Genomic DNA, 25,497 nt, shown 5'->3' on the forward strand with positions numbered 1-25,497 from the left:
TTTATTTTATTCACAGCTTTTAATCAATATCGCCAGTTATATCTTTTTATACAGATTAAAACTGTTGCCCTGCAGGGTTAAGTCTTTACCCGGTGAGATTTCTTTATCCGCGGCAGGGCCGGGACCCAGCCAGGCGGTATCTGCTGAAGAGAGGACCCTTGAATAACGGCCGGAAGGTATGTCCAGGCTTATGTTGGTGGGGTTTGGATTAAAGGAAGCTATGGAATAAAAGCTTAAATCTTGCTTCTTTTTTACTATCATCATGACATTTTTTTTCTCATCGGCACTAACCCTTATGTGGGATTGGTTAATGCAGCCCAGGGCTGGATATTTTTTGCGCAAAGATATAAGGGTGCTGTAGTAGGAAAAGAGCGCCTGCTGTCTTTTATTATCCAGTTTGGACCAATCCAGTATGGACCGGGCAAAGGTATCCACGCTCTGGGGATCAGGAGGTTCTCCTTCTTGCATGAATTGCGAAAATTCCTCTTTTCTTCCCTGCCTTACTGCCCGGGCCAGCTGCTGGTCTTTATGGCTGGTAAAATACAGGAACGGATTGTCTTCCCCATATTCTTCGCCCATAAACAGCAGGGGTATATAGGGGGAGAATATGACCAGGGCGGCAGCCAGCTTAAGGGCTTCAAAGCTTACCAGTGCAGATAGTCTCTGCCCCTTCATCCGGTTGCCTATCTGGTCATGGTTCTGTATGAAGGCAATAAATTTATGGCCGGCCAGTCCCCGGGCGCTGTTTCCATGCTTTCTTTTCCTGTATACCGAGTAGTTTCCATCAAATACATAGCCGCAGGTTAATGCTTTTTTTAGATGACTTAGGCGGCCAAAATCAATATAGTAGCCTTCCCTTTCCCCGGTAAGCAGTGAATGCAGGGCGTGATGAAAATCATCATTCCACTGAGAATCCAGCCCATAACCGCCCTCTTCTTTCCCCTTTATTATCCTGGTGTCGTTGAGGTCGCTTTCTGCTATAAGCCAGTGGGGCTTACCAGAAACAGCAGAAAATTTCTTTACTGCTTGTCCCAGCTGGGATAAAAAATGCCGGGCGCTAAAGTCAAATATACCATGCACTGCATCCAGTCTCAGGGCATCGATATGGTAGCGGTCCAGCCAGAAAAGCGCGTTTTGAATCCAGTAATTTCTTACCTGGTCGCTGTATTGTTGATCAAAATTTACAGCCTGGCCCCAGTTGCTTTGATACCTGGAGGTAAAGTAAGGGGCAAAATCAGTCAGGCAATTTCCTTCCGGGCCCAGGTGATTGTAAACTACATCCAGTATCACTGCTATTTTTCTGCTGTGGGCTGCGGTTATAAGCCGGGCCAGCTGCTGCGGCCCACCATAGGAATTTTGCACCGCAAAGGTAAAAACCCCGTCGTAGCCCCAGTTACGTTCACCGGAAAACTGGGCTACAGGCATCAGCTCAATGGCATTAATTCCCAGATTTTTTAAATAATCTAATTTGTCTATTACTCCCTCAAAGGTTCCTTTCCGGCTGAAAGTCCCTACATGCAGCTCATAGATGATCCATTGGTCCAATGGAGGAGGCTTCCAGGTATCAGATTCAGGCATCAGGGATTCTATATCCAGGACGGCAGAGGGGCCAAATACCCCTTCAGGCTGCCAGAAGGAGGCAGGGTCCGGTCTTTTTTTGCCATCTTCCAGTATATAGTAGTAGAAGTCGCCCGGCTGTGCATCTACTATGGCCTGCCAGTAGCCATGAAGGCTTCTGGCCATAGGGTACAGGGAGGTAGAGCGGCCATCATTTATGTGCAGGCTTACCTGTCTGGATAAGGGAGCCCAGAGCTTGAAACGGCAGGTGCCGTTTTTTAATAATTTATGTCCTATAGGGGTCATGGCACATATTTTAAAACTACCAGAGCCAGAGGCGGCAGGGTCAGGCTTAATGAATAGGGCTGGCCGTGGCAGGCAATACCCTGGCTATACTGGCCGCCCAGATTTCCGGTATTGCTGCCGCCATAGGTCTGGGAGTCAGTATTTATTATTTCCTGCCAGAATCCTTTTTGCGGTACCCCCAGGCGGTAACCGGTTCTGGGAACTGGCGTAAAATTGGCTGCTATCAGTAACACCTGCTGGCTGTCTTTTGCTTTTCTCAGATAAGATATTATGCTGGATTTGTAATCATTGCAGTCTACCCAGCTGAATCCCTGGCCGGAAAAATCCAGCTGGTGCAGGGCGGGCTCATTTCTGTATAATTGGTTAAGGTCACTTACCAGCTGTTTAATTTTTTGATGGGGCTCAAAGTCCAGCAGATGCCAATCCAGGCTGCGTTGATGACTCCATTCAGAAAACTGGCCCAGCTCAATTCCCATAAACAGCATTTTTTTTCCGGGCTGGGTAAACATATAGGCTAAAAGAAGCCTCAGGTTGGCAAACTTCTGCCAGTTATCGCCGGGCATCTTTCCCATCATGGATCCTTTTCCATGGACCACTTCGTCATGGGATAAAGCCAGCATAAAGTTCTCCTGGAAGGCATAAATTAAGCGGAAAGTTAACAGGTCATGGTGGTGTTTCCTGTAAATTGGGTCTTTTTTCATATATTCCAGGGTATCGTGCATCCAGCCCATGTCCCACTTCATGCCAAACCCCAGCCCCCCAACATAAGTGGGCCTGGAAACCATGGGCCAGGAGGTTGACTCTTCGGCTATGGTCTGTACATGAGGAAAATGCTGGTAAATCTGCAGGTTAAGTTTTCGTAAAAAATCTATAGCTTCAATATTTTCATTTCCCCCGTATTTATTGGGGATCCACTGGCCATCTTTTCGTGAATAATCCAGATACAGCATGGATGCCACCGCATCCAGCCTCAACCCGTCAATATGGTATTTATCCAGCCAGAAAAAAGCATTGCTTATCAGAAAAGACTGTATTTCTTTCCTGCCGTAATTAAATATCAATGAGTCCCAGTCAGGGTGAAGGCCTTTTCGGGTATCTGCATGCTCATAGAGATGGGTTCCGTCAAAAAAGCCCAGGCCATGTTCGTCCTTGGGAAAATGCGAGGGAACCCAGTCCAGTATTACTCCTATACCCTGCTGGTGTAAATAGTCTATAAGGTACATGAAATCCTGGGGGCTGCCGTATCTGGAAGTTGGGCCAAAATAGCCGGTAATCTGGTAGCCCCAGGAACCGTAAAAAGGGTGTTCCATTATCGGCATAAATTCCACATGGGTAAAATAGGTCTGCTTAATATATTTGGCCAGCCGGGGAGCAAGCTCCCTGTAGGTTAACCTTTTGCCATCTTCCTTTCTGGCCCAGGAACCTATATGCATTTCGTATACCGAGATTGGGCCATCCAGCCTGTTTATTTCTTTCCTGCCCTTAATCCACTGTTCATCTTTCCAATGATAATCAAGGTTGGAGACAACGGATGCGGTCCGGGGAGGCTTTTCAAAATAAAAGCCGTAAGGATCCGGCTTGTCCACACTGTAGTGATTGTATCTGGATATCAGGTGATATTTGTACTTGGTACCCTCGGTTATGCCTTCCAGGTACCCTTCCCAGATACCCGAGCTTCCCCTGGGTCTCAGGGGGCAGCTTTCCTTGTCCCACCCATTGAACTCACCAAATACCGATACTTTTTTAGCATTGGGCGCCCACAGGGCAAAATAATAGCCGTGTTCTAAAGGGTGGACTCCCATCTTTTCATATAACTTAAAATGGTTGCCTTCATTGAAAAGGTATATATCTTCTTCAGTTAGCAGGGTTGGTGTTTTTTTTCCCATAGGTTGCAAATAATTACCATTTTTATTAAAGCTATCAAAGTTGGCAGGCAAAAGCAATTAAACTTTTTTTATGTTTCACATTTATACCGGTTAGAGTGATAATATAATTAACTTAAGCAAGAAGGGGGAAATTTTATGCAGGTGGCTTTGTGCTCTACAGAAGCGGTTCCTTTTGCCAAAACCGGCGGTATGGCAGACGTGGTAGGTGCTCTGCCCCGGGCATTAAAGACTCAGGGCGTAGAATGTATGGTGATTATGCCTTTTTACAGCTCACTGTTGGAGAAAGGCTATGATTTTAAGCTGGTAAAAGGCGGTCTGAATGTGCCCATGAATGATTACCAGGAAGAATTCTATGACCTTCTGGAGTGTAATCACCAGGGCATAAGATTTTTATTTATAAAAAACGATAATTTTTTTAACCGCAATCACATATACGGTACCCCCAGGGGCGATTACCGGGATAATCCCATAAGATTCGGCTTTTTCTGTAAAGCTATTTTAGCTGCTTTGGAAGAATTGAACCTGGCCCCGGACATAATTCATTTAAATGATTACCACTGCGCTTTAGTCAGCCTGTATCTGCATCAGATAAGAAGCCTAAATTTGCCGGGAAAAGAATTTTTTGACCAGACTGCTACTGTATTTACCATTCATAATCTTGCCTACCAGGGTATTTACGGCCGGCAGGTGCTGGATATGATAGGGGTGGGTCAGCAGTATTTTTCCATGGACAGGCTGGAGTTTTATGGCAGTGTAAATTTTATGAAAGGGGGCATAATTTTTTCTGATAAAATAACTACGGTAAGCCCCACCTATTCCCGGGAGATACTGACCCCCCGGTACGGAGAAAAACTGGAAGGCATACTGAAGTCCAGAAAAAAAGATTTAACCGGTATAGTAAATGGAATTGACTATAGCCTGTGGGATCCTGAAAATGATAACAGCCTGTGCACCAACTATGGCCGGGATGATCTTAAAGGCAAAGACCAGTGCAAGAAGCATTTGCTTAACAATTATTTTAACCACGGCAGCTCCCGGGCCCCCCTGGTGGGAGTGGTATCCAGGCTTTCTGCCCAGAAAGGTATGGACCTGATAGGCCAGTCCCTGGACAAGATTATAGGTATGGGATTTTTTATGGTGGTGCTGGGGACCGGAGATCATAGCTACCAGAAGCTGCTGCAGGATTACCAGGCAAAATATAAGGGAAATCTGAGTGTAAATATAACCTACAGCGACAATTTGGCCCGGCTTATATATTCAGGCTGCGATATGTTTTTGATGCCCTCCAAATATGAGCCATGCGGGTTAGGCCAGCTTATAAGTCTGCGTTACGGTACGGTGCCGGTGGTAAGGGATACAGGAGGGCTGTCTGATACCATAAAGGCCGTAGGGAACCAGCAGGATGTGGCGGATGGGGGAACCGGGTTCAAATTTGGTGAGTATAGCAGCTCCCATATGCTTAAAGCATTGAAAACCGCCCTTTCCTTTTACGGTAATAAAAGCCTGTGGAAGAAAATCATGGCAAACGGCATGAAGTGTGACTTTTCCTGGAAAGCATCGGCCCTAAGTTACAAAAAACTGTATATTAGTATAAAAAAATGAATATAAGGGAAAATACAGATAGCCCTACCTTCAGAAAGTTAAACATCCTATATCAGATATCCAAGTATGTATCTTCCACCCTGGACCTTTCCAAGATATTAAAGACTATTCTTACCGGCGTAACTTTTGGCAATGGGTTTGGTTATAACCGGGCCTATCTGTTTCTTGCCGAGAAGAGTGACCAGTACCTGGCGGGTAGGCTGGCAGTAGGACCGGACAATGCCCAGGATGCAGCTAATATCTGGCAGCAGATACAGGAAAAGAATTTTTCTCTTGAAGATTTCCTGACCAGAAACAGCAAACATCAATATGACCATTATTACTCCCAGCTGGACCAGAGGGTTAGAAACATAAAGATTCCGGTTGACTCCCGGAAGCTGGTAGCCAAATCTTATCAGGACAATGAGATAATCAATGTAGATTTAACCGCTCCCGGATTTGATCGGGAACAGATAGAGAGTGAAATACTGACCTTGATTGATTATGAAAAGTTCTGCCTGATACCCCTGGCTTCGTTCAACCGCCGGCTGGGAGTGATGATAGTGGATAATAAATATAATCACAGGGAGATTACCGCTGATGATATAAGTTTTTTATATATGCTCAGCCAGCAGGCTGCCCAGGCCATTGAAAATGCCAGTGCCTACAGGGATCTTAAAGATATAGTAAGCCGGCTGGTTAAAGTCAATGAAAAGATCAACTACCTTAAGGAATATAATGAAAATATACTGGAAAATATACCCATAGGTATATGTGTGGTTGATAATAAGTTTGATATTAATGCCTGCAATTCCAGTTTCTGCCTGATGGCAGGCAAAGAAAAGCAGCAATTGATGGGCATGCACATTTCCTGGGTTCACTTACAAATCAGGGGCAGGAACATAAAAAGGATTTTAAAAAAAGTGAAAAATGCAGCCAAAAATCGCTCTCTTAGCCGGGCTGCCATGGATTTCGGACAAGGAGGGAGGATCTGTAATCTGAACCTGTCCATGCTAAAGGATATGAAGGGAAGAATTGATGGAATAATTATAATAATTGACGATATAACCGAACAGGTAAACATGGAAGAAACCATGGAAGAACTGAAGAGGCTGGCCCAACTGGGAGAGTTTGCGGCCCATGTGGCCCATGAAATAAGGAATCCCCTGGCAGCCATAGGAGGGTATGCCCGCAGGCTAAAAAAGGGGCATCTGGCAGGCCGGGGTGCTGATATGGAGAGCATGGATATAATTATCCAGGAAGTAGAGAGGCTGGAAAATATAGTTAACAGTACCCTTCAGTACAGCCAGGATAAAAGAGAAGTTCTAGCTGAAGATATAAGTTTGGAGCAGGTTTTAGGAGAATGTATACAGGTAATAGAGGCTTATGCTGAAGACAGACAGATAACCATAAACCAGTCTCTGGTTGAAAGTGGGGTACGGGTAAGAGGGTCCAGAGAAAAGCTCAAACAGGCTTTTATCAATCTGGTAAAGAATTCCATAGAAGCCTCTTATATTGGAGAAAAAATCAATATCCGCCTGGAAAAAGCAGCAGACAAGGCTGTTATAAGGATTGATAACCGGGGTTCCATAATAGAGAAAGAAGATATTGAAAAAATATTTTTACCCTTTTATTCAACTAAAAAAGGAGGAACCGGACTGGGTTTGGCCATAACCAAAAAGATAATTACCGAACATCAGGGCCAGATTGACGTCTGCAGCAAAAAGGATAATACTATTTTTACTATAAAATTACCGGTAGCCGGAGGTGAAAATGAAAACCATACTGATCGTTGAGGATGAAGAACATTTACGAAAACTGTATCGGGATGAGCTTATAGATGAGGGTTACAGGGTAATTGTTGCCGGCGATGGAGACCAGGGTTTTGAGTATTACCAGGATCAAAGGCCGGATCTGGTAACTATTGACATAAAAATGCAGGGGACAGACGGCATAAGCCTTATGCATAAGATAAGGAAACTGGACAAGAAAATACCCATAATCCTTTATACTGCCTATGGTGAGTATTCCCAGGATTTTTTAACCTGGGCTGCTAATGAATACCTGGTTAAATCTTCTGACCTGGAGCAGCTTAAAAGAAAAATTAGAAAACTGCTTTCTGATTCATAAATTGCAAATATTATTAAAACAGGTATAATGGCAGTTTTTTGAAAGGAGTGTTTAAAATTGCCCCAGCTTAGGAAAGATTTGATTACCGGTGACTGGGTAATAATTGCTACCGAGAGGGCCAAACGGCCGGATAAATTCAAGGGACAATCACAGGTAAGGCCACCGGAAACCAATAACGCTACCTGCCCTTTTTGCGCCGGGAATGAAGACATGACTCCGCAGGAAGTTTTTACTATAGATAAGGTAATCAACAGAAAGCCAAACCAGGAGGGCTGGCAGGTAAGAGTAGTGCCCAATAAATTTCCAGCCCTTATTTCCAAAGTAGGCCTCGATAGCTCTAAAATAGGTATTTATGATGTTATGAGCGGCTTTGGTGTCCACGAAGTAATTATACTTACCCCCCAGCATATACGTGATATAGGTGATTTATCCCACCAGGAACTGGTATCCATGGTGACCGCTTACAAAAGCAGGATAGATGAGCTTAAAAAGGATGACCGTATAAAGTCTGTTATAATAATGCACAACCAGGGCAAGGAAGCAGGGGCATCGCTGGATCATACCCATTCACAGCTGTTCGGGCTTCCCTTTATACCCCCAGTACTGGGCAAGGAATTAAGGGGGACCATTGCTTATTTTAATGACCATGACCGTTGTGCAATGTGCGATATACTGGAATATGAGCAGCAGCAGCAGAAAAGAATAGTGTATATGGATCAGTATTTTATGGTGCTGCAGCCTTTTGCTTCCGGTTCCCCTTATGAGACCTGGGTAGTGCCCCGGCAACATTCTCCAAATTTTGAAGATATTGATAAGCAGCAGATGCAGTCTTTCTGCAGATGTCTTAAGCTGGTGCTGGATTTTTTCTATCACCAGCTGGATAATCCTGCTTTTAATTATTATATCCATACCAGCCCTACTCTTATTGACACCGGTAAATATTATCACTGGCATCTTGAGCTGATTCCCAAACTTACCATAAAGGCAGGGTTTGAAATGGGAACCGGTGTAAACATAAATATTACTACTCCTGAATTTACCGCAGAATACATTAAGGAAAGGATCAGCATACCCTGATTATGGCTGGAGATTTAATATCAGCAGTAAAACATACCATAACCAAATACAGGATGCTGGAAAAAGGAGACCGGGTTCTGGTTTCTGTTTCGGGAGGGCCGGATTCGGTGTTTCTGCTCCATGCCCTGGCCAGGATTGCTCCTGAATACCATCTGGGGATTGAAGTTTTTCATCTGGATCATGTTACCCGGAGAGGTCAGTCTAAAAAAGATGCTTTATTTGTAAAAGAATTATGCACCAGGCTGGGTCTTGGTTTTACCCTCCGCCGGGAGGAAGCATCAAAGCTGGCCCAAGAAAGATCTGTATCTTTTCAGCAGGCAGCAAGAGATCTCAGGCTTAAATTTTTAGAGGAAACTGCTCTTTCTAAAGGCTGCAGCCGGATTGCGGTTGGTCATAATGCTGACGATAGCGTGGAGACAGTTTTTTTAAATCTGGTAAGGGGCTGCGGAGTAAGAGGGCTGGGCGGCATAAAGCCGGTTTGGGGTAATATAATAAGGCCGCTTATCTATACCTGGCGTAAAGATATTCTAAATTTTTTGGATTCTGAAGGTATTAGCTATTGCCTGGATAAAACCAATGTGGAAAATGAGTATTTCCGAAACAGAATAAGGAATAGGCTGATTCCTTATATGGAAGAAAATATTTCACCAAACATAAAAAACAATATATCCCGTATGGCGGAAGTGGCAAGGCTGGAGGATGATTTTATGGGCCGACAGGCCAAAGAGATCATAGAAAAACAGGCAGAGATAATAACCAAAGACTCCCAAGAACTGGTGATTATTTTAGAAGCGGATAATTTCAATAACCTGCATACCGCTTTACAGAGAAGGGTTATTATAGAAGCTATTGGGTTGCTGAGGGGGCATGTGCAGGATATCAGTTTTAAAAATATTGAACAGATACTGGCCCTGGCCTGTCAGCAGGGAGAGTCCAGGCGGTTGCAGCCCTGCCAGAAAGTACTCATCTCCAGACAGAAGGACAGGATTCTTTTTATCAATCTGGCTTATGCAGACAGTCTTCCCCGCAAGTACAGAGCAATTTTTGAACACAAGCCTTTGCGGTATCGGCTGGATAAAGTCGATGGCAGCATTAAATGCCTGGAAGGTTTTGGGGTAAACATTAAAGCCAGAATAATGGATAAGCCGGAGAAGAAACTTTACCGGTCTGCCAAAGGTTTTGAAGCATTCATGGATTATGATAAAATAAGGTTTCCTGTTAAAATAAGAAGCTGGGAGAGGGGTGACCGTTTTTTCCCACTGGGCCGAGTGCATGAGAGAAAATTACAGGATTTTTTTACCGACCTTAAAATCCCCGGATATCTGAGAAGTATGGTTCCAATTTTTGAAGACAGGGAAAAAATTATATGGGTGGGCGGATACAGGATCGATGAAAGGGTAAAAATTGGCTCCGGGACCAGCAAGGTCCTATATATAAGAATATTATAAGGATAATTTAAGAAGAGGTATTTATGAGCTGCTACGAATATCAAAGAGACAAAGATGGCCAGCTGATAGTAGAGGGAAAAACCAGGATTAAAGTGCTTATCAGCGAACAGGAGCTGCAGGAAAAAATCACGAAGCTGGGCCAGAGGATAACCAAGGATTATTCCGGGAAAAACCCGGTATTAATTTCTATATTAAGGGGTTCCTTTATTTTTGTAGCTGATATTTGCCGGCATATAGAGATACCGGTAGTTTTTGATTTTATGGCGGTGTCCAGTTATGGTAATTCCAAGGTCAGTTCGGGGATAGTAAGGATAACCAAGGACCTGGAATTCAATATTGAAAACAAGGAAGTTCTTATAATTGAGGATATAGTGGATTCCGGGCGGACCCTTAATTATCTGGTTAAGAACCTGGGGGCCAGAAATCCAAAATCTATAGAAGTATGTGCCCTTCTGGATAAGAAGGTGCCCAGAAAACAGGAGAATAAAATAAAGTATAAAGGTTTTGACATTCCCAATAAATTTGTAGTGGGTTACGGGCTTGATTTTGCCGAGAAATACCGCAACCTTCCTTTTATCGGGTATATTGAAAATGAGTAGTAATTATATTATTATCTAATGGGCAATTTACAAGGCAGGAAAGTTGCCTAATTTTTAAAAGAGGAGTTGTTTTAATTTGAAAAAAGAACCTGACAATAAGGGTTTTAAAAATAGAAGTTTTAAGAATATAGCTCTGCTTATACTGCTTATAGTAGTAATGTTTTTAATATTTAGAAATCCCCTGTTTATGACCCAGCAAACCGAAGAGCTGACCATGAACGAGTTTGTGCAATTGATAAGGGACGGGGGTATAAGTACAGAAGAGCCCATGGTAGTAATGGGGGAGGATAATTCTGTCGAAGGTACGCTTGCTGACGGTACTCCTTTTACCGTGTCTTTTCTGGAAAACTATGATGTAAGCCAGCTGCTGTTAGAGGAAGGAATCCCCTTCAGGGTAGATAACCAGCAGCAATCCATATGGCTTCAAATTATTATAAGCGCCCTCCCCTTCATTATTATGTTCGGCCTTATATTCTTTATGATGAATCAGCTGCAGGGCGGAGGTTCCAAAGTTATGCAGTTTGGTAAAAGCAAGGCCAGGCTTTCCAACAAGGGAAAACAAAGGGTTACCTTCAAGGATGTGGCTGGTGTAGATGAAGCAGTGGAAGAGCTAAGAGAAATAGAGGAATTCTTGGAGAACCCCAAGAAGTTTAAGGAAATCGGAGCCAAGATACCCAAGGGAGTTTTATTGTTTGGTCCTCCGGGAACAGGAAAAACTTTGCTGGCCAGAGCTGTAGCCGGTGAAGCCGGAGTTCCGTTTTTTAGTATCAGCGGTTCTGAATTTGTAGAGATGTTTGTGGGTGTAGGTGCATCCAGGGTAAGAGATTTATTTGCACAGGCTAAAGCCAGCCAGCCTTCCATTATTTTTATGGATGAAATTGATGCAGTGGGAAGGCACAGAGGCGCTGGGCTGGGAGGCGGACATGATGAAAGAGAGCAGACCCTTAACCAGTTACTGGTAGAAATGGATGGTTTTGACGTTGACAGCACGGTAATACTTATAGCCGCTACCAACCGGCCGGACATACTGGATCCTGCACTGCTTAGGCCGGGAAGATTTGACCGGCAGATAGTGGTAGACCGTCCAGACCTTAACGGCAGGGAACAGATACTGAAGATACATTCCAAGGATAAGCCCCTGAATAAGGATATAAATTTAAAGACTATTGCCAAACAAACCCCCGGGTTTACAGGAGCGGACCTGGCCAACCTGTTTAATGAGGCTTCACTTCTGGCTGCCAGGAGAAATAAGAAGAAGATAACCATGCTGGAAATTGAAGAAGCGGTAGAAAGGGTTATTGCCGGACCGGAAAAGAAAAACAGGGTGATAAGTGAAAAAGAAAAGAAAATAATTGCTTACCATGAATCAGGCCACGCAATGCTTTCTTATGTTCTGCCCAATACTGATCCTATACATAAAATATCCATTATTTCTAGAGGAAGGGCTCTGGGCTATGTGATGTCTTTGCCCGAAGAAGATAGATTCTTGAAATCCAAGAGAGAGCTTATGGATAATATTACCCAGCTTCTGGGAGGCAGAGTAAGCGAGGAGCTTAACTTTGATGATATCACTTCTGGTGCCCAGAACGATCTAGAAAGGGCAACCAGACTGGCCAGAAAAATGATTACCGAGTTTGGGATGAGTGAAAAGCTGGGGCCCATAACCTTTAAGGGTGAGTCCGAGGACGAGGTATTTTTAGGCAGGGACATAACCAGCAAGCCCCATTACAGTGACAAGGTGGCTTCACTTATTGATGAAGAAGTACATGACCTGATTATCGGTTGCTACAACCAGGCCAAGAAGATAATTACTGAAAACAGTGAAGCCCTGTCTAAATTGGCCCAGGAACTGGTAGATAAGGAAACCCTGCACCGGAAGGATGTACTGAAACTTCTTTCTGATGTTAAAAGCCATAAAAAATCCAAACAGGATAGTACCAGCACCCGGAAGTCATGAGGTACAAGATACTGGGCAGGACCAATCTTAGAGTATCTGAAATTGGTTTTGGGGCTATCCAGTTTGCCAGAATTCCCTTGAAAGAATCAATTGACCTGGTCAGACAGGCATATGAAGAAGGTATAAATTTTATAGATACCGCCCATATGTACCCTGACAGTGAGCACATACTGGGGAAAGCTATCCAGGGCATAAGGGACTCCCTTATAATTTCTTCCAAATCTTTAAGCACTGATAAAAAAGAGTTTCTGTCCCAGCTGAATACCAGCCTGTCCAGACTGGGCACAGACTATATTGATATCTTCATGTTTCATGATGCTTCCAAAAAGGAAAAGCTGGATGAGCTGGCTGACCATGGAGTAATTGAAGCGCTAATAGAGCAGAAGAAGCAGGGAAAAATAAGACACATCGGTTTTTCCTGCCATAATCCGGAAATAATTGAAAATTATTACAGCCTGAGAGATTTCTCGGTAATAATGATGCCCACCAATTTTGTGGCGCTAGAATTTTTGCAGGACAGTATATACCGGAGACTGGTGGATAATAATATTGGAATCCTGGGCATGAAGCCTCTGGGGGGAGGTAGACTGGATGATGCCGGGTTATGCCTGAGGTTTTTGAAACAATATGATCATATAATACCGGTAGTGGGCATGGAATCCTTGCTGCAGATAAAACAGAACATTGCCCATATGGGAAATGAACAAACCCTGAACAAGCAGGATCTGGAAAAGATATCCAGTATCAGAAAAGAGCTGGGAGACAGGTTCTGCAGGGGATGCAGATACTGTATGCCCTGTCCCCAGGGAATTGATATTTATGAGCTTAATTTTTTAAAGGTAGTCTATGATCAGTTTCCTATCCATGAATACTTAACCAGGAAAAGGACAGAAGCGGTAAAGCAGCTGGATGACTGCACCCAGTGTGGACAATGCGAAGAGCAGTGTCCATACGGCCTGGATATAGTGGATATGATGTCTGAAAACAGGGATTTTTATTTTAAAAAACTCAAGCAATACGGCAAATGCTAACTGTAGTTAATTACTGGTTGAAATAAAGTTTAGACTGCCCCATCTCTTATTTTACTACCAATTAAGATATAATCTTTTATAATATTTATTATATTTACCATTTAAGGCTGGGAGTAGGCCAGTGGATAAAAAAATGATAGAGGAAGGTGTGGCCCTTATACTAAAGGGTATTGGGGAAGACCCTTGCAGGGAAGGGCTGGTGGGCACACCCAAAAGAGTCGCGGATATGTACGAAGAAATATTTTCTGGAATAGGCACCGATCCTGCCCGGGAGCTGGGATCCATGTTTGATGAAAATCATGATGAGATAATACTGGTAAAAGACATCCCTTTCTATTCTGTATGTGAGCATCACCTGGTTCCATTTATCGGTAAGGCCCATATTGCTTATGTTCCCAATAAAAGCGGTAAGATTGTGGGGCTGAGCAAGCTTACCCGGGTACTGGAAGTAGTGGCCAAAAGGCCCCAGGTTCAGGAGAGGCTTACCAGCATAGTGGCGGATACCATTATGGGTACCATTGAACCCCGGGGAGTAATGGTGGTGGTAGAAGCTGAACACCTGTGCATGAGCATGAGGGGGGTAAAAAAACCAAATACTAAAACAGTTACCTCTGCGGTAAGGGGCATCTTCAGAAATAACCATGCTACCCGGGCCGAAGTCATGTCTTTGATAAGCAACAGGGACCGGTAGGTTATGACTGCCAGGATAAATATAAGGGGATTAAATTTTAAAAATGAACAGGAAGCTATGGAGGAATTTGCCAGGATCGGCTCTACCCCGCCGGGCAGCAAGATAATGGCATCCAAGGCTTTGCCTCTGGCCTTAAAAGTAAGCGGCATCGGCCATGTAGCAGCAAATATTTTAAAGCAGGAGGCTCTGGCCAGGGGAGGCGATGTGGTAACTTCCCGGGACAGTCTGCTGGCTAAAGAGGGCGCTACCCAGGTAATAATTATCGGAACTGAAAATATGATGAAGAACCTGGCCCAGAAGATAAGGCTGCAGCTTTTTGGATTAAAGGAATTGGCCCGGGAACTGGATAGGTACCTGAAGGGCTTAAACCAGGAGACTTATTTTACGGTTAACCATAAACGCTATAATCTGGATACAGACTATCTGATTATGGGAATACTTAATGCCACTCCCGATTCTTTCTATGACGGTGGCTATTATTACCATCCAGAAGATGCTGAAAAAAGGGTTAACCAGATGATAGATGAAGGTGCCGATATCATTGATATTGGCGGCATGTCCACCCGGCCCGGTTCAGATCCGGTAAGTATAGACCAGGAGATTGAAAGAACGGTTCCCCTGATTAAAAACATAAGAGCAACTAGCGATATCCTTATTTCCATAGACACCTACCGCAAAGAAGTAGCGGAACAGGCAGCTGCCGCAGGGGCAGATATAGTAAATGATATAAGCGCTTTAAGCTTTGACCGGCAGATGGCCGGGTTTTTGGGGGACAGCGGCTTAAGTGTGGTAATGATGCATATGAAGGGAACCCCCAAAGATATGCAGAAAAATCCTGTTTACGAAGATGTGGTAAGCGAGGTTTATGCTTACCTTGATGCTGCTGCCGGCAGGGCAGTAGCTGCAGGTATAGAGCGGGATAAAATAGTAGTTGATCCGGGGATAGGTTTTGGCAAGACTGCCGGGCATAACTTGGCAATATTAAAAAAACTGGCTGAGTTCAGATACCTGGGTTACCCTGTTCTTCTGGGGGCTTCCAGGAAGTCCTTTATGGGCAAGACCCTGGATCTTGAAGTGGAGCAGAGGATGTTACCCAGCTTGGCAGTAGCGGCACATGCCTACCTTAACGGTGCCAGAATATTCAGGGTCCATGATGTGGAGCAGACCAGAATGGCGCTGGATATGGTAAAGAATATAGAGGCGGTTAGCTGATGCACAGGATAGCTATAAATGGTTTAAAACTGTATGGTTTTCACGGGGTAAACCCTGAAGAAAAAACAGAGGGCCAGCCTTTTGTCTATGACATAACTATAATTACCCCGGCACAGGATTTCATTGGCAATGATAGTATTGAAAATACTATAAACTATTCACAGGTTATAGAGGTAGTAAAGAAAATAAATGACAGTCAGAAGTTTGATCTTCTGGAGACATTGTCCCAGGTGGTAGCACATAAAATAATGGACCGGTTCAGCCGGGCAGAAGAGGTGCGGGTTTCGGTTAAAAAAACTCAGCCGCCCATAGCAGAAGATATGGATAGTGTGGGGGTAGAATACAGGGTGAAAAGAGACGCTGGTACCTGCAGGGTTATGCTGTCACTGGGCAGCAATATGGGAGATAGCCTCCGGTTGATGAAGCAGGCAGTAGAATTAATAAGTTTATATCCTGGATTAAAAATAAATAAACTGTCCTCGGTTTACAGAACCCAGCCCATGTATGAGCGGGACCAGAAGGATTTTTTAAATATGACAGCAGAAGTATTGGTTCAAAAGGGGGTTGACCCTTTTGAGTTTCTTGGATTCTTAAAAGGTGTAGAGTTTAAGCTGGGAAGAAAAGAAAAAAAATCCAGGTATGGACCTCGGTCCATAGATATAGACATTGTCTGGTGGGATAATGTTGAAATTAATTCTCCTTTTCTGACCTTGCCCCATCCGGGATTAAAACAAAGAAATTTTGTATTGGTTCCCCTGATGGAAATAAAACCGGATTTTAAAATTGAGGGAAAACCGGTAGGAAGCTATCTGGAAGAAAAAAAATTTGAGGAAAAGGTAACCAGGATAGAGAATGCAAAAATTACCTTATAAGCAGGATTATGTTAGGTTCTAAAGAAGCACAGGATAAGATATTAGAATTTAATTATAAAGTCAGGAAGGGCAGTATTGATTTACTGGACAGCCTGGGGCTGGTGCTAAGTAGAGACATAATAGCGGGGTCAGATATTCCTTTCAGCAACCGTTTCAGGGTAGAGGGGTTTGCGGTAAGGGCAATAGATATAAAAGGGGCTGACCGCAGCTACCCGGTAAGGCTTAAGATAGCAAAACAGGCACCGGCCAGGGATACTGTTCTGGAACCAGGTTTCTGTATTCCGGTAAGGGCAGGAGATCCGGTACCTGAAGGCAGTGACTGTGTGGTAGGTAAAGACACAGCTGAAACCGGCCAGAAGGATGTGCTGGTATATCAGGAATGTGAACCTGGCCGCAATGTGGTTTGCAGGGGCCAGGATATAAAAAAAGGCCAGGCTGCTTTTAGTTGCGGACATAAGATAGAAGCCAGCCATGTAGGTTTGCTGGCCTGGCTGGGATTTAAACAGGTAGAAGTTTTCCTGCCGCCCCGGCTGGCCATATTGGGGATTAATAGAAAAGGGGTTGACGTCCAGGATTCACCTGGCCTAACTGTCGGATCGCTGTCCAGGGCTATGGGAATAGAGAGCAGATTGCAGCAGGCAGTGTACGGAGAAGATAATTTACAGAAAGCTATAGATAGTTCATTATCTGAAAATGATGCCCTGATTATAACTGGAGACGGTACTGTAGGTGAATACGGTTTTATAAATGATCTGATGTCGGGTGCCGGTACCGAACTAATTTTCTGGAAGGTTAACCAGCAGCCGGGCAAAAACCTGGCTTTTGTAAGCAGGCAAGAAAAACCTGTTTTCTGTATGGGCGGCAGCATACCCTCATTGCTAATTTGTTTCAGATACTATGTTTATCCTTTTTTAGCCAGAGCCATGGGGAGGACTGATATCGGGGGTCCGGTAGTTCAGGCCCGAGCCCTGCAGAAGGTTGTCCACCGGAGGGGCAGAACCGATTTTATGCTGGTTAGGGCTGACAGGCAGAAAGGTTATGTTTTTTCTCCTGCCTGCACAGACAGGCAGGGGCTGTTTGATTGTCTCAGGGATGCGGCGGGGATGGTCTCGATGGCTGAAGATACCGGTGATATTATGGCCGGGGACACAATAGAGGTAATGCTATTTAGTAAAAATGAAAAGACTGTTTAAAATAAGACTCTGGCTTCTGTTAATTATTTATATAATCCTGGATATTATTTTTACAGGTATGGGCATGGGCGTTCCAATTTTTAATATCCTCCTGGGGTTTCTGGCAGGCTTCTATATTACCCGGAGAAACCTGCTCTATTTTGAGCTTCGGCAGGCCATGTTCAAATCTATTGTATACAGCCTTTATTTTAGCCTGATTACTTTAGTCATAATGGCAGTGATCTGGGGGCCGGCGGTAAAAATGCTATTTGCAAGCAATGCTGATTTTAAGAATTTTGGAATACCCATGATACTGTATCAACCGAGAGCAAGTTTTATCGGCTGGTTGGTACTGATGATAATAATATCTCCTATACTGCAATTTATAGTTTCTTTATCTGCTTCATATATAACCATTACTGTTTATCTTGGTCGTAACCGGAAACAAACAAGCATATTTTAAAATTTTAGACTTAAATATATAATAGGGATAAACATAAGGAGGAATTATTGCTTTTAGCCATAGATGTAGGTAATACCCAGACGGTAATTGGCTTGTTTGATAATAGCACCCTTATAAATTCATGGAGAATGGTAACTCCACGGCATGAAACTTCTGATGAGATAGGTTCTTCTATAATGGGGTTTATAAATAATTGTGGTTATGATCCTGCCGGCATAGATCATATTGTGGTTTCCTGTGTGGTTCCTATGATCAATGAGGAAATAAAGAGAATGGGTCAGAGATATTTTAAATCAGAAGTTTTTTTAGTGGATTCAAGCATAAACAATATGGGCATAAGCATAAATTATGATTACCCCCGGGAAATAGGCGCAGACCGTATTGCTAATTCAGTTGCCGCTGTCCATATTTATGGTTTTCCTGCAGTGGTGGTGGATTTTGGTACTGCCACTACTTTTGACATCATATCTTCTGACGGGGAATATACAGGGGGAGTTATAGCTCCCGGAATTGAAATATCTTCAGAAGCCTTATTTAACTATGCAGCCAAGCTTTCCAAAGTGGATCTTAGCTGGCCGGACCGGGTAATAGCCAAAAACACTTATGACGGCATAAGGTCGGGAATATTGTATGGCTTTCTGGGCCAGGTGGATTATCTGCTGGACAGGATTCTAGAAGAGCAAAAAAGTTCGGATAATGATTTTGAGCCCAGGATCATCTTTACCGGAGGCCTTGCTTATCTGATGAAAGACAGAAGCAGGTATAACTGCCGGTTTGACCCGGACCTTACCTTAAAGGGGCTCCAGATAATTATGGCCAAGAATCTTTAGCCCTTTTCTAGGAAATTATCTATTTCCTCTACTGCCCACCTGGCGGCATTACCACAGACGCCGGGGCCACCTTTTTCACTGTGGCCTCCCTGGGCCAGAAATTTATCAATCTCATCTGAATCCCTTAGATAAAAGGCTCTTCCATATAGTTTACGGTGTATATCAGAACAGTTTATGCTTCCATAGGTATCTATAAATTTCTGGTACAGCTTATCGGTCAGGGCAAACAGTTGATCCCTTTGAACATGTCCCAGAGGATCCCGGGGATTGGCATCAAGATGGTCATAATTTCTGCCGGTAAACAGGCCCATAAAAAAAATTGCGGCACAATAGGCCCCACAGCTGCCGTCACACCTGGCGCCCCCTCCTCCGGCCAGAGCCCCTATAGCCCTGAACATATCATCATCTTCTTTTCCATATACTGTCTGTAATGCCTTCAAGGTGGCCTGAGAGCATTCCCCATATTTCTGATCAAAATCAAAGGCCAGGCGGTAAGCCTTATTGGCTCTGGTTTCGCTGTCCATCTTTTCTCCCGTCTTAATTTAATTTAATTTGATTATAGCTTAACCAAAGGTTAAATTAAATTATAATTGCATAATCAAAGGCCCTTCCTTTAAAATGTTTATGTTTTGGACCGGTAAATAAGATTAATAGATAAGGAAACCTGGTATGGATTTAGAACATCTGGTTCTTGAAGCCAGACAGCTAGTTATAGATTATATAAGCCAAAGGCCGGATACCGGCCAGAGAGCCCTAGATTTATGGACCCAACAGCTGGAACGCAGGTGTAACAGTCTTTCCGGGGGGCTAAAGATTCCCGTCCGGCAATTTAGTATCGGGGATGTGACTATTGGCAATCCGGTGGTATCTGCACCCCTGGCGGGGATAAGTGATAATACTTACCGGATCTTTGCTGCTTTTTTTGGCTGCGGACTCACCTATAGCGAGATGATCACCAGCTACGGATTGCATTATAACCATAAAAAAAGTATTGCTCTGGCCGGCATAACTGATATGGAGCGGCCCTGCGCTGTACAGATTTTTGGCTCAGAACCAGAAATAATGGCAGAAGCTGCTATAAAACTTGAGAACATTGCAGATATTATTGACATAAACATGGGCTGTCCGGTAGCCAAGATACTGAAAGCAAAAAGCGGGGGGTGGCTGTTAAAGGAACCGGGAAGGTCGGCAGATATTATAAAGGCAGTTGCTTCGGCGATAAAAATACCGGTGACCGTAAAGATAAGGTTGGGATGGGATAGCAGCAGTATTAATGTGATTGAATTTGCCAGAAGGTGCCAGGATAGTGGAGCCAGCGCAATAGCCATACACGGCAGGACGGTAAAACAGGGTTTCAGAGGACAGGCAGACTATTTACATATAAGGAAAGTAAAGCAAGAGTTAGACATACCAGTAATAGTAAGTGGAGATATTAATGATGCAAATAAGGCCGGGGAAGTGTTACAATATACAGACTGTGATGCTGTCATGATCGGCAGAAGCTCAAAAGGCAGTATGTGGGTGTTTGCTGATATTGTTCTGGGACTTCTGGGATACGGGCCGGGCCCTAAGCCGGATATAGAATGGCTGAAGCGGTTTGCTGTCTGCTATCTTAAATTTATGGTTTTTTTTAAGGGTGAACAGAAAGCGGTAAAAGAATTCAGGAAATATTTAAGCTGGATATTCAAGGGCATGCGGGGAATAAGCACAGTAAAAAAGGATTTTTTTACTATCAACAGCATAGATGAAGCCACCAAGGTTATTGACAGTTTGGACAACGGGATGTAGCGCAGCCTGGTTAGCGCGCAGCGTTCGGGACGCTGAGGTCGGGGGTTCAAATCCCCCCATCCCGACCAGTTCCACTTTTTTTATATTTTAACTAAATATATTATATACTGTATAATTAAACACAATATTTATTTTTTAAAAAAGGGGTAGAAATGTTATCTAATATACCTATTGATTTAAGCAAAGTTAAACAGGAAGATATGGACAAAGAAATACTGAGGGCAGCCATAATAGCAGAGCTGGATGCCATAAATCTTTATGAGCAGATGGCTAATATGACTAATAATAATGACATGAAAAAAATACTTCTGGATGTAGCCAAAGAAGAAAAAACCCACGTAGGAGAATTCCAGGAACTGCTCCTGAGGCAGGATGAAGAGCAGCAGGGAGAACTGGAAGCAGGCAAAGAAGAGGTAGAGCAAGAGCTGGCTGAGTAAAACACAATCGGAAAGGAATAGATATGAGTATATTAGGTATAGATGTAGGGACTACTGGCGCCAAGGCTATAGCCTTTAATGAAGACGGCCAGGCTTTAGCCAGTTCCTATTATGATTATAACCTGATATTCCCTAAACCAAACTGGGTGGAGTTTGAGGTAAAACCCATGTGGGATCGAGTTTTTAATGTTATAAGGGAAGTAAATTCAAACCCGGCGGTTAAAAATGATCCGGTAACAGCGCTGGCGGTTTCTACCATAGGGGAAAGTTTTACCCCCATAGATAAGGATGGCAGGGTGCTGTACAATACCATTTATTCTACCGACTCCAGGAGCGTGGAAGAGCTGGAAGAGATTTTAGAAATTATTCCGGCCAAGGAGCTGTACAATATTACCGGCCTTCCCCCCCAGTACGTTACTGCTCTTAACAAGATTTATTGGGTTAAAAAACATATGCCCGAGGTCTATTCCAAAACTAAGAAATTTTTATTTACCGAGGACCTGTTTCATCATTTACTGGGATTGGAAGACACCAGGATGAATCATCCCCTCTGTTCCACTTCCTTATTCTTTGATGTAAGGAAAAAGGAATGGTCAAAATATATACTGGATAAATGCGGTATTGACATAGGCTTATTTTCCAAGCCCTGTCCTTCGGGCGAGGAGATTGGTTGTGTACGGGATGATATAGCCCGGGACCTTGGATTTAGCAGGAAGGTATCCATAGTTACCGGAGCCCATGACCAGCAGTCGGCAGCCCTGGGAGTAGGGGCTATAAAAGGGGGAATAGCTGCTGATGGAATGGGTACCGTAGAATGTGTTACTCCTGCTATCGATGAGCTGATATTAAAGGATGAGCTTTTTGAAAACGACTATTCCACCCGTGCCCATGCAGTGGATGGAAAATATGTAAGTTTTGTCTATAATTTTACTTCTGGAAGCGTTCTAAAGTGGTACCGGGATGTCATTTGCAATGAGGAAAAAAAGGAAGCCAAGGCCAGGGGGACCAGCATTTTTAAGGAATATTTCTCCCAGCTGGATTATACTCCTTCCACTATGTACACCCTACCTTACTTTTCAGGGTCAGGAACCCCTTATCATGATCCTATTCCCAAGGGATCCATAATTGGGCTGAATCTTTCTACCGGAAAAGTAGACATTTTTAAGGCTCTGGTGGAGGGCTTGATATTTGAGATTGCTTTCAACATTGAGCTGGCTGAAAAATGCGGCTTGCAGATAAATGAGCTCAGGGCTGTAGGCGGGGGTTCCAAATCAGATTATGAATTGAAGCTGAAGTCCTCAGTTACCGGCAAGCCCATAAAGCAAATGGGAACCAGTGAAGCAGGATGCCTGGCTACCATGATGATGGCGGGCAAGGGAACCGGTAAATTCAGCCTGGAAGAAGCGGTTACTAAATTTGTTAAGATAAATAAAGAGTTTGAACCGGACCAGGAGCTCAGGAAAAAATACCAGGATAAGTTTGAAAATTACAAAAAGATATATGGATTAGTAAGCGAATTGTATTCTGATGGAAAATAAATTATCTCCAAATATTGAGGATTACCTGGAGGCAATCTACGAGATAGATACTGCAGAAGACCAGGTAAGGGTAAAAGATATTGCCCATAAATTGGATATTAACCCGGCCAGCGTTACTGAAATATTGTATAAGATGCAGGATCTGGATCTGACCGATCACCAGAGGTATGGTAAAGTTACCCTTACTTCCAAGGGTTATGCTATTGCAAAAAAAATCTATGCCCGTCACCGGGTGCTGGTAGAGTTCTTTACCGATATCCTGGGGGTAGATCGCAATCAGGCTGAAACTGATTCATGCAAAATAGAACATACCATAAGCGATGCTACCATGAAGAGGCTGGTTAAATTTATTGAGTTCATTCAGAGGAATCCTCATGGCAAGCCGGTTTGGCTTAAACACTTTGCTTATTATCTAAAAGAGAATAAATATCCCCCGGAGTGCCTGGATAAGTAGATGAAGCTGGTCAGGCAGGGGGACGGCAAGGTTATTTCAAAAAATGTTGTTTTAGCCGGTTCATGGTTTAAGAAAACTTTTGGCCTGCTGGTTGGTCCGGCTCTGGTTGGTGATGAATGTTTGATGATTACCGGCTGCAGGAGCATTCATACCCTGGGGATGAGCTATAGTATAGATGCGGTGTTTATAGATACCCAGGGCAGGATAGTAAAGATATACAGAGGGCTTAAGCCCTGCCGGGTTACAGGGTTTGTATCAGGGGCAGAGGCGGTTATTGAGTTTAAGGCAGGTGTGGCCGGCAGTAAGCAATTGGCCAGTAACCAGGTTTTAAATATTCAATAAAAAATGTCAATAAAAGGTAATTGACACCCTATAATAGTGTGTGTTAATATTTCAGTCTGTGATTTAAGCTTTTATGAATACTAAGGAGGCCAAAATTTACGCTATAATTACCAGTGGCGGTAAACAATATAAGATAGAAGAGAACCAGGATATAGTGGTTGACTATATACAGGGCAAAGAAGGCGACAAGATAAGTATTAAGGATGTCAACCTGATTTCCGATGGAAAAAAGGTGCAGGTGGGTAATCCTTTAGTCAGTAGCGCGCAGGTGGAAGCAACCATTAAAGAACACATAAGGGCAGATAAAGTAATTGCTTTCAAGATGAAGGCCAAGAAGAGATATAAGAGAAAGATTGGTCATAGGCAATCGCTTACCGTGATTCATACTGAGAAGATAAAAGTTAAGTAATTGAGGTGATTTTATGTCTACCAAAAAAGGTGTTGGCAGCAGCAGGAATGGGAGAGACAGTAATCCTAAATTTTTAGGGATAAAAAGTTCCAGCGGCCAGTTTGTTAAAGCTGGAAGCATCATAGTGAGGCAAAGGGGGACCAAGTTTAAGCCGGGCAGAAATGTTGGGCTGGGCAGGGACTATACCCTGTTTGCCAAAGCAGACGGAACGGTAGAGTTCTCCAACAAAAAGGTTATAAATATTGTATCTTAACCCATAAGGCCCCCTACGGGGCCTTTTTTATTACCCAGATTTTTAGTTTATTATCCAGGTCTGCTGGGTAAATTAAGGCGGCCGGTTTTAATAAAAAAAAGGAGGGGTTATGACCACACTTGTAGTTTATGATACCACCTATGGCAATACCAAAACCATTGCTGAAGCTGTAGCCCGGGGTTTGGGTGCCGGAGCCAGCTCAGTGTCTGTTTCCGATTTTAAGCCGGGTATGCTTTCGGGAGTAGACGTGCTGGTGACAGGGGCGCCCATTATTGCCTGGCGGCCTTCTGGTGGGATGAAAAAGTTCCTGTCAAAATTAAGTCCGGGACAACTTTCAGGAGTAAAAGCTGCCTGTTTTGATACCAGAATAAAGACCAAGCTTTCTGGTGACGCTGCTCATAAAATGGCTAAGGTACTAAAAAAGGCAGGAGCAGACTTAATTGTAGATCCTGAAGCTTTTATAGTTAGAGGCAAAGAAGGACCTCTTGCTGAGGGAGAAGAGGAAAGAGCCAGGAAATGGGCAGATCAAATAAAAGAGCAGCTAGAATAATTTAAGTTCAGATTGTAAACCCGATTATTATTCCTGCAGCTAAAACCAGCAGTATAGCAGCAGCAGCTGTCATAAAACGGTACTGCCGGTGGGATAGAAAATAAAACAGGGCATAAATGACACCCGCTACCGGAGTAAGGCTTAGAACCATCAATCCTGTATTTAGCAACAGGTAAGAAGAAACCTGCTTTTCATTAAAAGCCTGTATAAAAGAATGGGAATCAGGGATAAAGTTGTTTAGGTTCTGTTCCAGGTCCTGGTTTACGGTAAGAGCATAGATGTATCCGGCCAGCATTAAGATTATGCTGAGCAAAAGCCCTATAGTAAAAATCCAATAGATGGTTTTGTTCATGTCAGTAAAACCTCACTCCCAGTGCCCTTAGCAGCATATTTATTCCAATCAAGGCAAATATTACTATGATTACCCTTATTATTACCAGGCTTTTGACCCTAGATGCGGCATGGGATCCCAGGGTCCCTCCTGCCAGAACACCTATTACTACTGCTGAGGTTATAAAAGGGTTTACATACCCCTGGGCTATATAAATTATGGAGGAGGCGGCAGCAGTAAGCCCAATCATATAGTTGCTGGTAGCAGCTGCTGCTTTAATGGGGAGTCCCAGCAGTAGATTTAAGGTAGGGACCTTAATAACTCCACCCCCTATGCCCAAGAGGCCCGAGGCAATGCCTGCAAAAAAAGAAGCTCCAAAACCATAGGGTGTGTTTCTGGTGTCATAGTTTATATGTCTCCCCAGGCCGGGATCATAATAAGTGGAGCCAAACAATGAGTCACCGGTTACTGGAACTGGTTCCCGGGTACTGATTTTTTTGTTTCTTTTATAAATTATATAGGCCATTGCCAGCACGAAGCATCCGAAGATTCCCAGAAGGATGTTACTCTGCAGCCTTGATGC

General features: G+C 43.6%; 27 protein-coding genes and 1 tRNA gene. 23 read left to right on the forward strand and 5 right to left on the reverse strand.

Annotated elements, in window-relative coordinates; genetic code table 11:
- Positions 1-36: 36 nt before the first annotated feature.
- Entirely contained in the window at positions 37-1,863 is a 1,827-nt protein-coding gene (gene treZ / locus K9H14_05195) for a malto-oligosyltrehalose trehalohydrolase (GenBank protein MCG9479589.1), read from the reverse strand.
- Positions 1,860-3,749, reverse strand: coding sequence for a 1,4-alpha-glucan branching protein GlgB (gene glgB, locus K9H14_05200; GenBank protein ID MCG9479590.1), 1,890 nt, complete (start codon positions 3,747-3,749; stop codon positions 1,860-1,862). The genes treZ and glgB overlap by 4 nt, the downstream gene beginning before the upstream one ends.
- Positions 3,750-3,884: 135 nt before the next feature.
- Between glgB and glgA the strand changes: the two genes are divergently transcribed.
- From glgA to K9H14_05270, 14 genes are all read left to right on the forward strand, one after another.
- Positions 3,885-5,351, forward strand: coding sequence for a glycogen synthase GlgA (gene glgA, locus K9H14_05205; protein MCG9479591.1), 1,467 nt, complete (start codon positions 3,885-3,887; stop codon positions 5,349-5,351).
- Positions 5,348-7,126, forward strand: a complete 1,779-nt coding sequence (locus tag K9H14_05210) for a PAS domain-containing protein (protein MCG9479592.1) — start codon at positions 5,348-5,350, stop codon at positions 7,124-7,126. The genes glgA and K9H14_05210 overlap by 4 nt, the downstream gene beginning before the upstream one ends.
- On the forward strand, positions 7,104-7,460 hold the full coding sequence (locus tag K9H14_05215; protein MCG9479593.1) for a response regulator: 357 nt from the start codon (positions 7,104-7,106) through the stop codon (positions 7,458-7,460). The genes K9H14_05210 and K9H14_05215 overlap by 23 nt, the downstream gene beginning before the upstream one ends.
- A 57-nt stretch (positions 7,461-7,517) precedes the next feature.
- Positions 7,518-8,537 (forward strand): galactose-1-phosphate uridylyltransferase, encoded by a 1,020-nt coding sequence (gene galT / locus K9H14_05220; GenBank protein MCG9479594.1) that lies wholly within the window; start codon positions 7,518-7,520, stop codon positions 8,535-8,537.
- Between the two features lie 2 nt (positions 8,538-8,539).
- Positions 8,540-9,985, forward strand: coding sequence for a tRNA lysidine(34) synthetase TilS (gene tilS, locus K9H14_05225; GenBank protein ID MCG9479595.1), 1,446 nt, complete (start codon positions 8,540-8,542; stop codon positions 9,983-9,985).
- A 23-nt stretch (positions 9,986-10,008) separates the two neighbouring features.
- Entirely contained in the window at positions 10,009-10,584 is a 576-nt protein-coding gene (hpt, locus tag K9H14_05230; protein MCG9479596.1) for a hypoxanthine phosphoribosyltransferase, read from the forward strand.
- A 157-nt stretch (positions 10,585-10,741) separates the two neighbouring features.
- Positions 10,742-12,541, forward strand: coding sequence for an ATP-dependent zinc metalloprotease FtsH (gene ftsH, locus K9H14_05235; GenBank protein MCG9479597.1), 1,800 nt, complete (start codon positions 10,742-10,744; stop codon positions 12,539-12,541).
- Complete coding sequence (locus K9H14_05240; protein MCG9479598.1) at positions 12,538-13,572, forward strand: aldo/keto reductase; 1,035 nt, start codon at positions 12,538-12,540, stop codon at positions 13,570-13,572. The genes ftsH and K9H14_05240 overlap by 4 nt, the downstream gene beginning before the upstream one ends.
- Positions 13,573-13,705: 133 nt before the next feature.
- A complete protein-coding gene (folE, locus tag K9H14_05245) occupies positions 13,706-14,263 on the forward strand; it encodes a GTP cyclohydrolase I FolE (protein ID MCG9479599.1) in 558 nt (185 codons plus the stop codon).
- Positions 14,264-14,266: 3 nt separating this feature from the next.
- On the forward strand, positions 14,267-15,475 hold the full coding sequence (gene folP, locus K9H14_05250) for a dihydropteroate synthase (GenBank protein ID MCG9479600.1): 1,209 nt from the start codon (positions 14,267-14,269) through the stop codon (positions 15,473-15,475).
- Positions 15,475-16,347, forward strand: coding sequence for a 2-amino-4-hydroxy-6-hydroxymethyldihydropteridine diphosphokinase (gene folK, locus K9H14_05255; GenBank protein MCG9479601.1), 873 nt, complete (start codon positions 15,475-15,477; stop codon positions 16,345-16,347). Before folP ends, folK begins: the two co-directional genes overlap by 1 nt.
- An 8-nt stretch (positions 16,348-16,355) precedes the next feature.
- Positions 16,356-17,540: a molybdopterin molybdotransferase MoeA gene (locus K9H14_05260; GenBank protein MCG9479602.1), complete on the forward strand. Its 1,185-nt coding sequence runs from the start codon at positions 16,356-16,358 to the stop codon at positions 17,538-17,540.
- The gene (locus K9H14_05265; protein ID MCG9479603.1) at positions 17,524-17,982 is read left to right on the forward strand and encodes a hypothetical protein; all 459 of its coding nucleotides are present in this window, start codon (positions 17,524-17,526) and stop codon (positions 17,980-17,982) included. The genes K9H14_05260 and K9H14_05265 overlap by 17 nt, the downstream gene beginning before the upstream one ends.
- Positions 17,983-18,029: 47 nt before the next feature.
- Entirely contained in the window at positions 18,030-18,812 is a 783-nt protein-coding gene (locus tag K9H14_05270) for a type III pantothenate kinase (protein ID MCG9479604.1), read from the forward strand.
- Here K9H14_05270 and K9H14_05275 read toward each other — a convergent pair.
- Positions 18,809-19,336, reverse strand: coding sequence for a C-GCAxxG-C-C family protein (locus tag K9H14_05275; protein MCG9479605.1), 528 nt, complete (start codon positions 19,334-19,336; stop codon positions 18,809-18,811). The genes K9H14_05270 and K9H14_05275 overlap by 4 nt on opposite strands.
- Before the next feature lie 145 nt (positions 19,337-19,481).
- Between K9H14_05275 and dusB the strand changes: the two genes are divergently transcribed.
- The 9 genes from dusB to K9H14_05320 all read left to right on the forward strand — a co-directional run bounded on the left by dusB (position 19,482) and on the right by K9H14_05320 (position 24,583).
- Entirely contained in the window at positions 19,482-20,600 is a 1,119-nt protein-coding gene (dusB, locus tag K9H14_05280) for a tRNA dihydrouridine synthase DusB (protein MCG9479606.1), read from the forward strand.
- Positions 20,591-20,668 (forward strand) — tRNA-Pro (locus tag K9H14_05285). The genes dusB and K9H14_05285 overlap by 10 nt, the downstream gene beginning before the upstream one ends.
- A gap of 84 nt (positions 20,669-20,752) precedes the next feature.
- On the forward strand, positions 20,753-21,037 hold the full coding sequence (locus K9H14_05290; protein MCG9479607.1) for a rubrerythrin: 285 nt from the start codon (positions 20,753-20,755) through the stop codon (positions 21,035-21,037).
- 23 nt (positions 21,038-21,060) lie between these two features.
- Positions 21,061-22,575 carry a hypothetical protein gene (locus tag K9H14_05295; GenBank protein ID MCG9479608.1) on the forward strand — a complete coding sequence of 505 codons (1,515 nt, stop codon included), beginning with the start codon at positions 21,061-21,063 and terminating at the stop codon, positions 22,573-22,575.
- A complete protein-coding gene (locus K9H14_05300; GenBank protein MCG9479609.1) occupies positions 22,565-23,029 on the forward strand; it encodes a metal-dependent transcriptional regulator in 465 nt (154 codons plus the stop codon). Before K9H14_05295 ends, K9H14_05300 begins: the two co-directional genes overlap by 11 nt.
- Positions 23,030-23,371, forward strand: coding sequence for a DUF192 domain-containing protein (locus K9H14_05305; GenBank protein MCG9479610.1), 342 nt, complete (start codon positions 23,030-23,032; stop codon positions 23,369-23,371). It begins immediately after the preceding gene.
- 94 nt (positions 23,372-23,465) lie between these two features.
- Positions 23,466-23,780 (forward strand): 50S ribosomal protein L21, encoded by a 315-nt coding sequence (gene rplU, locus K9H14_05310; protein MCG9479611.1) that lies wholly within the window; start codon positions 23,466-23,468, stop codon positions 23,778-23,780.
- A 13-nt stretch (positions 23,781-23,793) separates the two neighbouring features.
- Positions 23,794-24,033: a 50S ribosomal protein L27 gene (rpmA, locus tag K9H14_05315; GenBank protein ID MCG9479612.1), complete on the forward strand. Its 240-nt coding sequence runs from the start codon at positions 23,794-23,796 to the stop codon at positions 24,031-24,033.
- Between the two features lie 109 nt (positions 24,034-24,142).
- Positions 24,143-24,583, forward strand: coding sequence for a flavodoxin family protein (locus tag K9H14_05320; GenBank protein MCG9479613.1), 441 nt, complete (start codon positions 24,143-24,145; stop codon positions 24,581-24,583).
- Positions 24,584-24,590: 7 nt separating this feature from the next.
- On the opposite strand, the gene K9H14_05325 is transcribed toward K9H14_05320, so the two are convergent.
- Both K9H14_05325 and K9H14_05330 read right to left on the reverse strand, forming a co-directional pair.
- On the reverse strand, positions 24,591-24,935 hold the full coding sequence (locus K9H14_05325; GenBank protein ID MCG9479614.1) for a DUF1634 domain-containing protein: 345 nt from the start codon (positions 24,933-24,935) through the stop codon (positions 24,591-24,593).
- Between the two features lies 1 nt (position 24,936).
- A partial coding sequence (locus tag K9H14_05330; GenBank protein MCG9479615.1) for a sulfite exporter TauE/SafE family protein occupies positions 24,937-25,497 on the reverse strand: 561 nt, incomplete at its 5' end.

The organism is Actinomycetes bacterium, from assembly GCA_022396035.1.
GTDB lineage: Bacteria > Actinomycetota > Humimicrobiia > Humimicrobiales > Humimicrobiaceae > Halolacustris.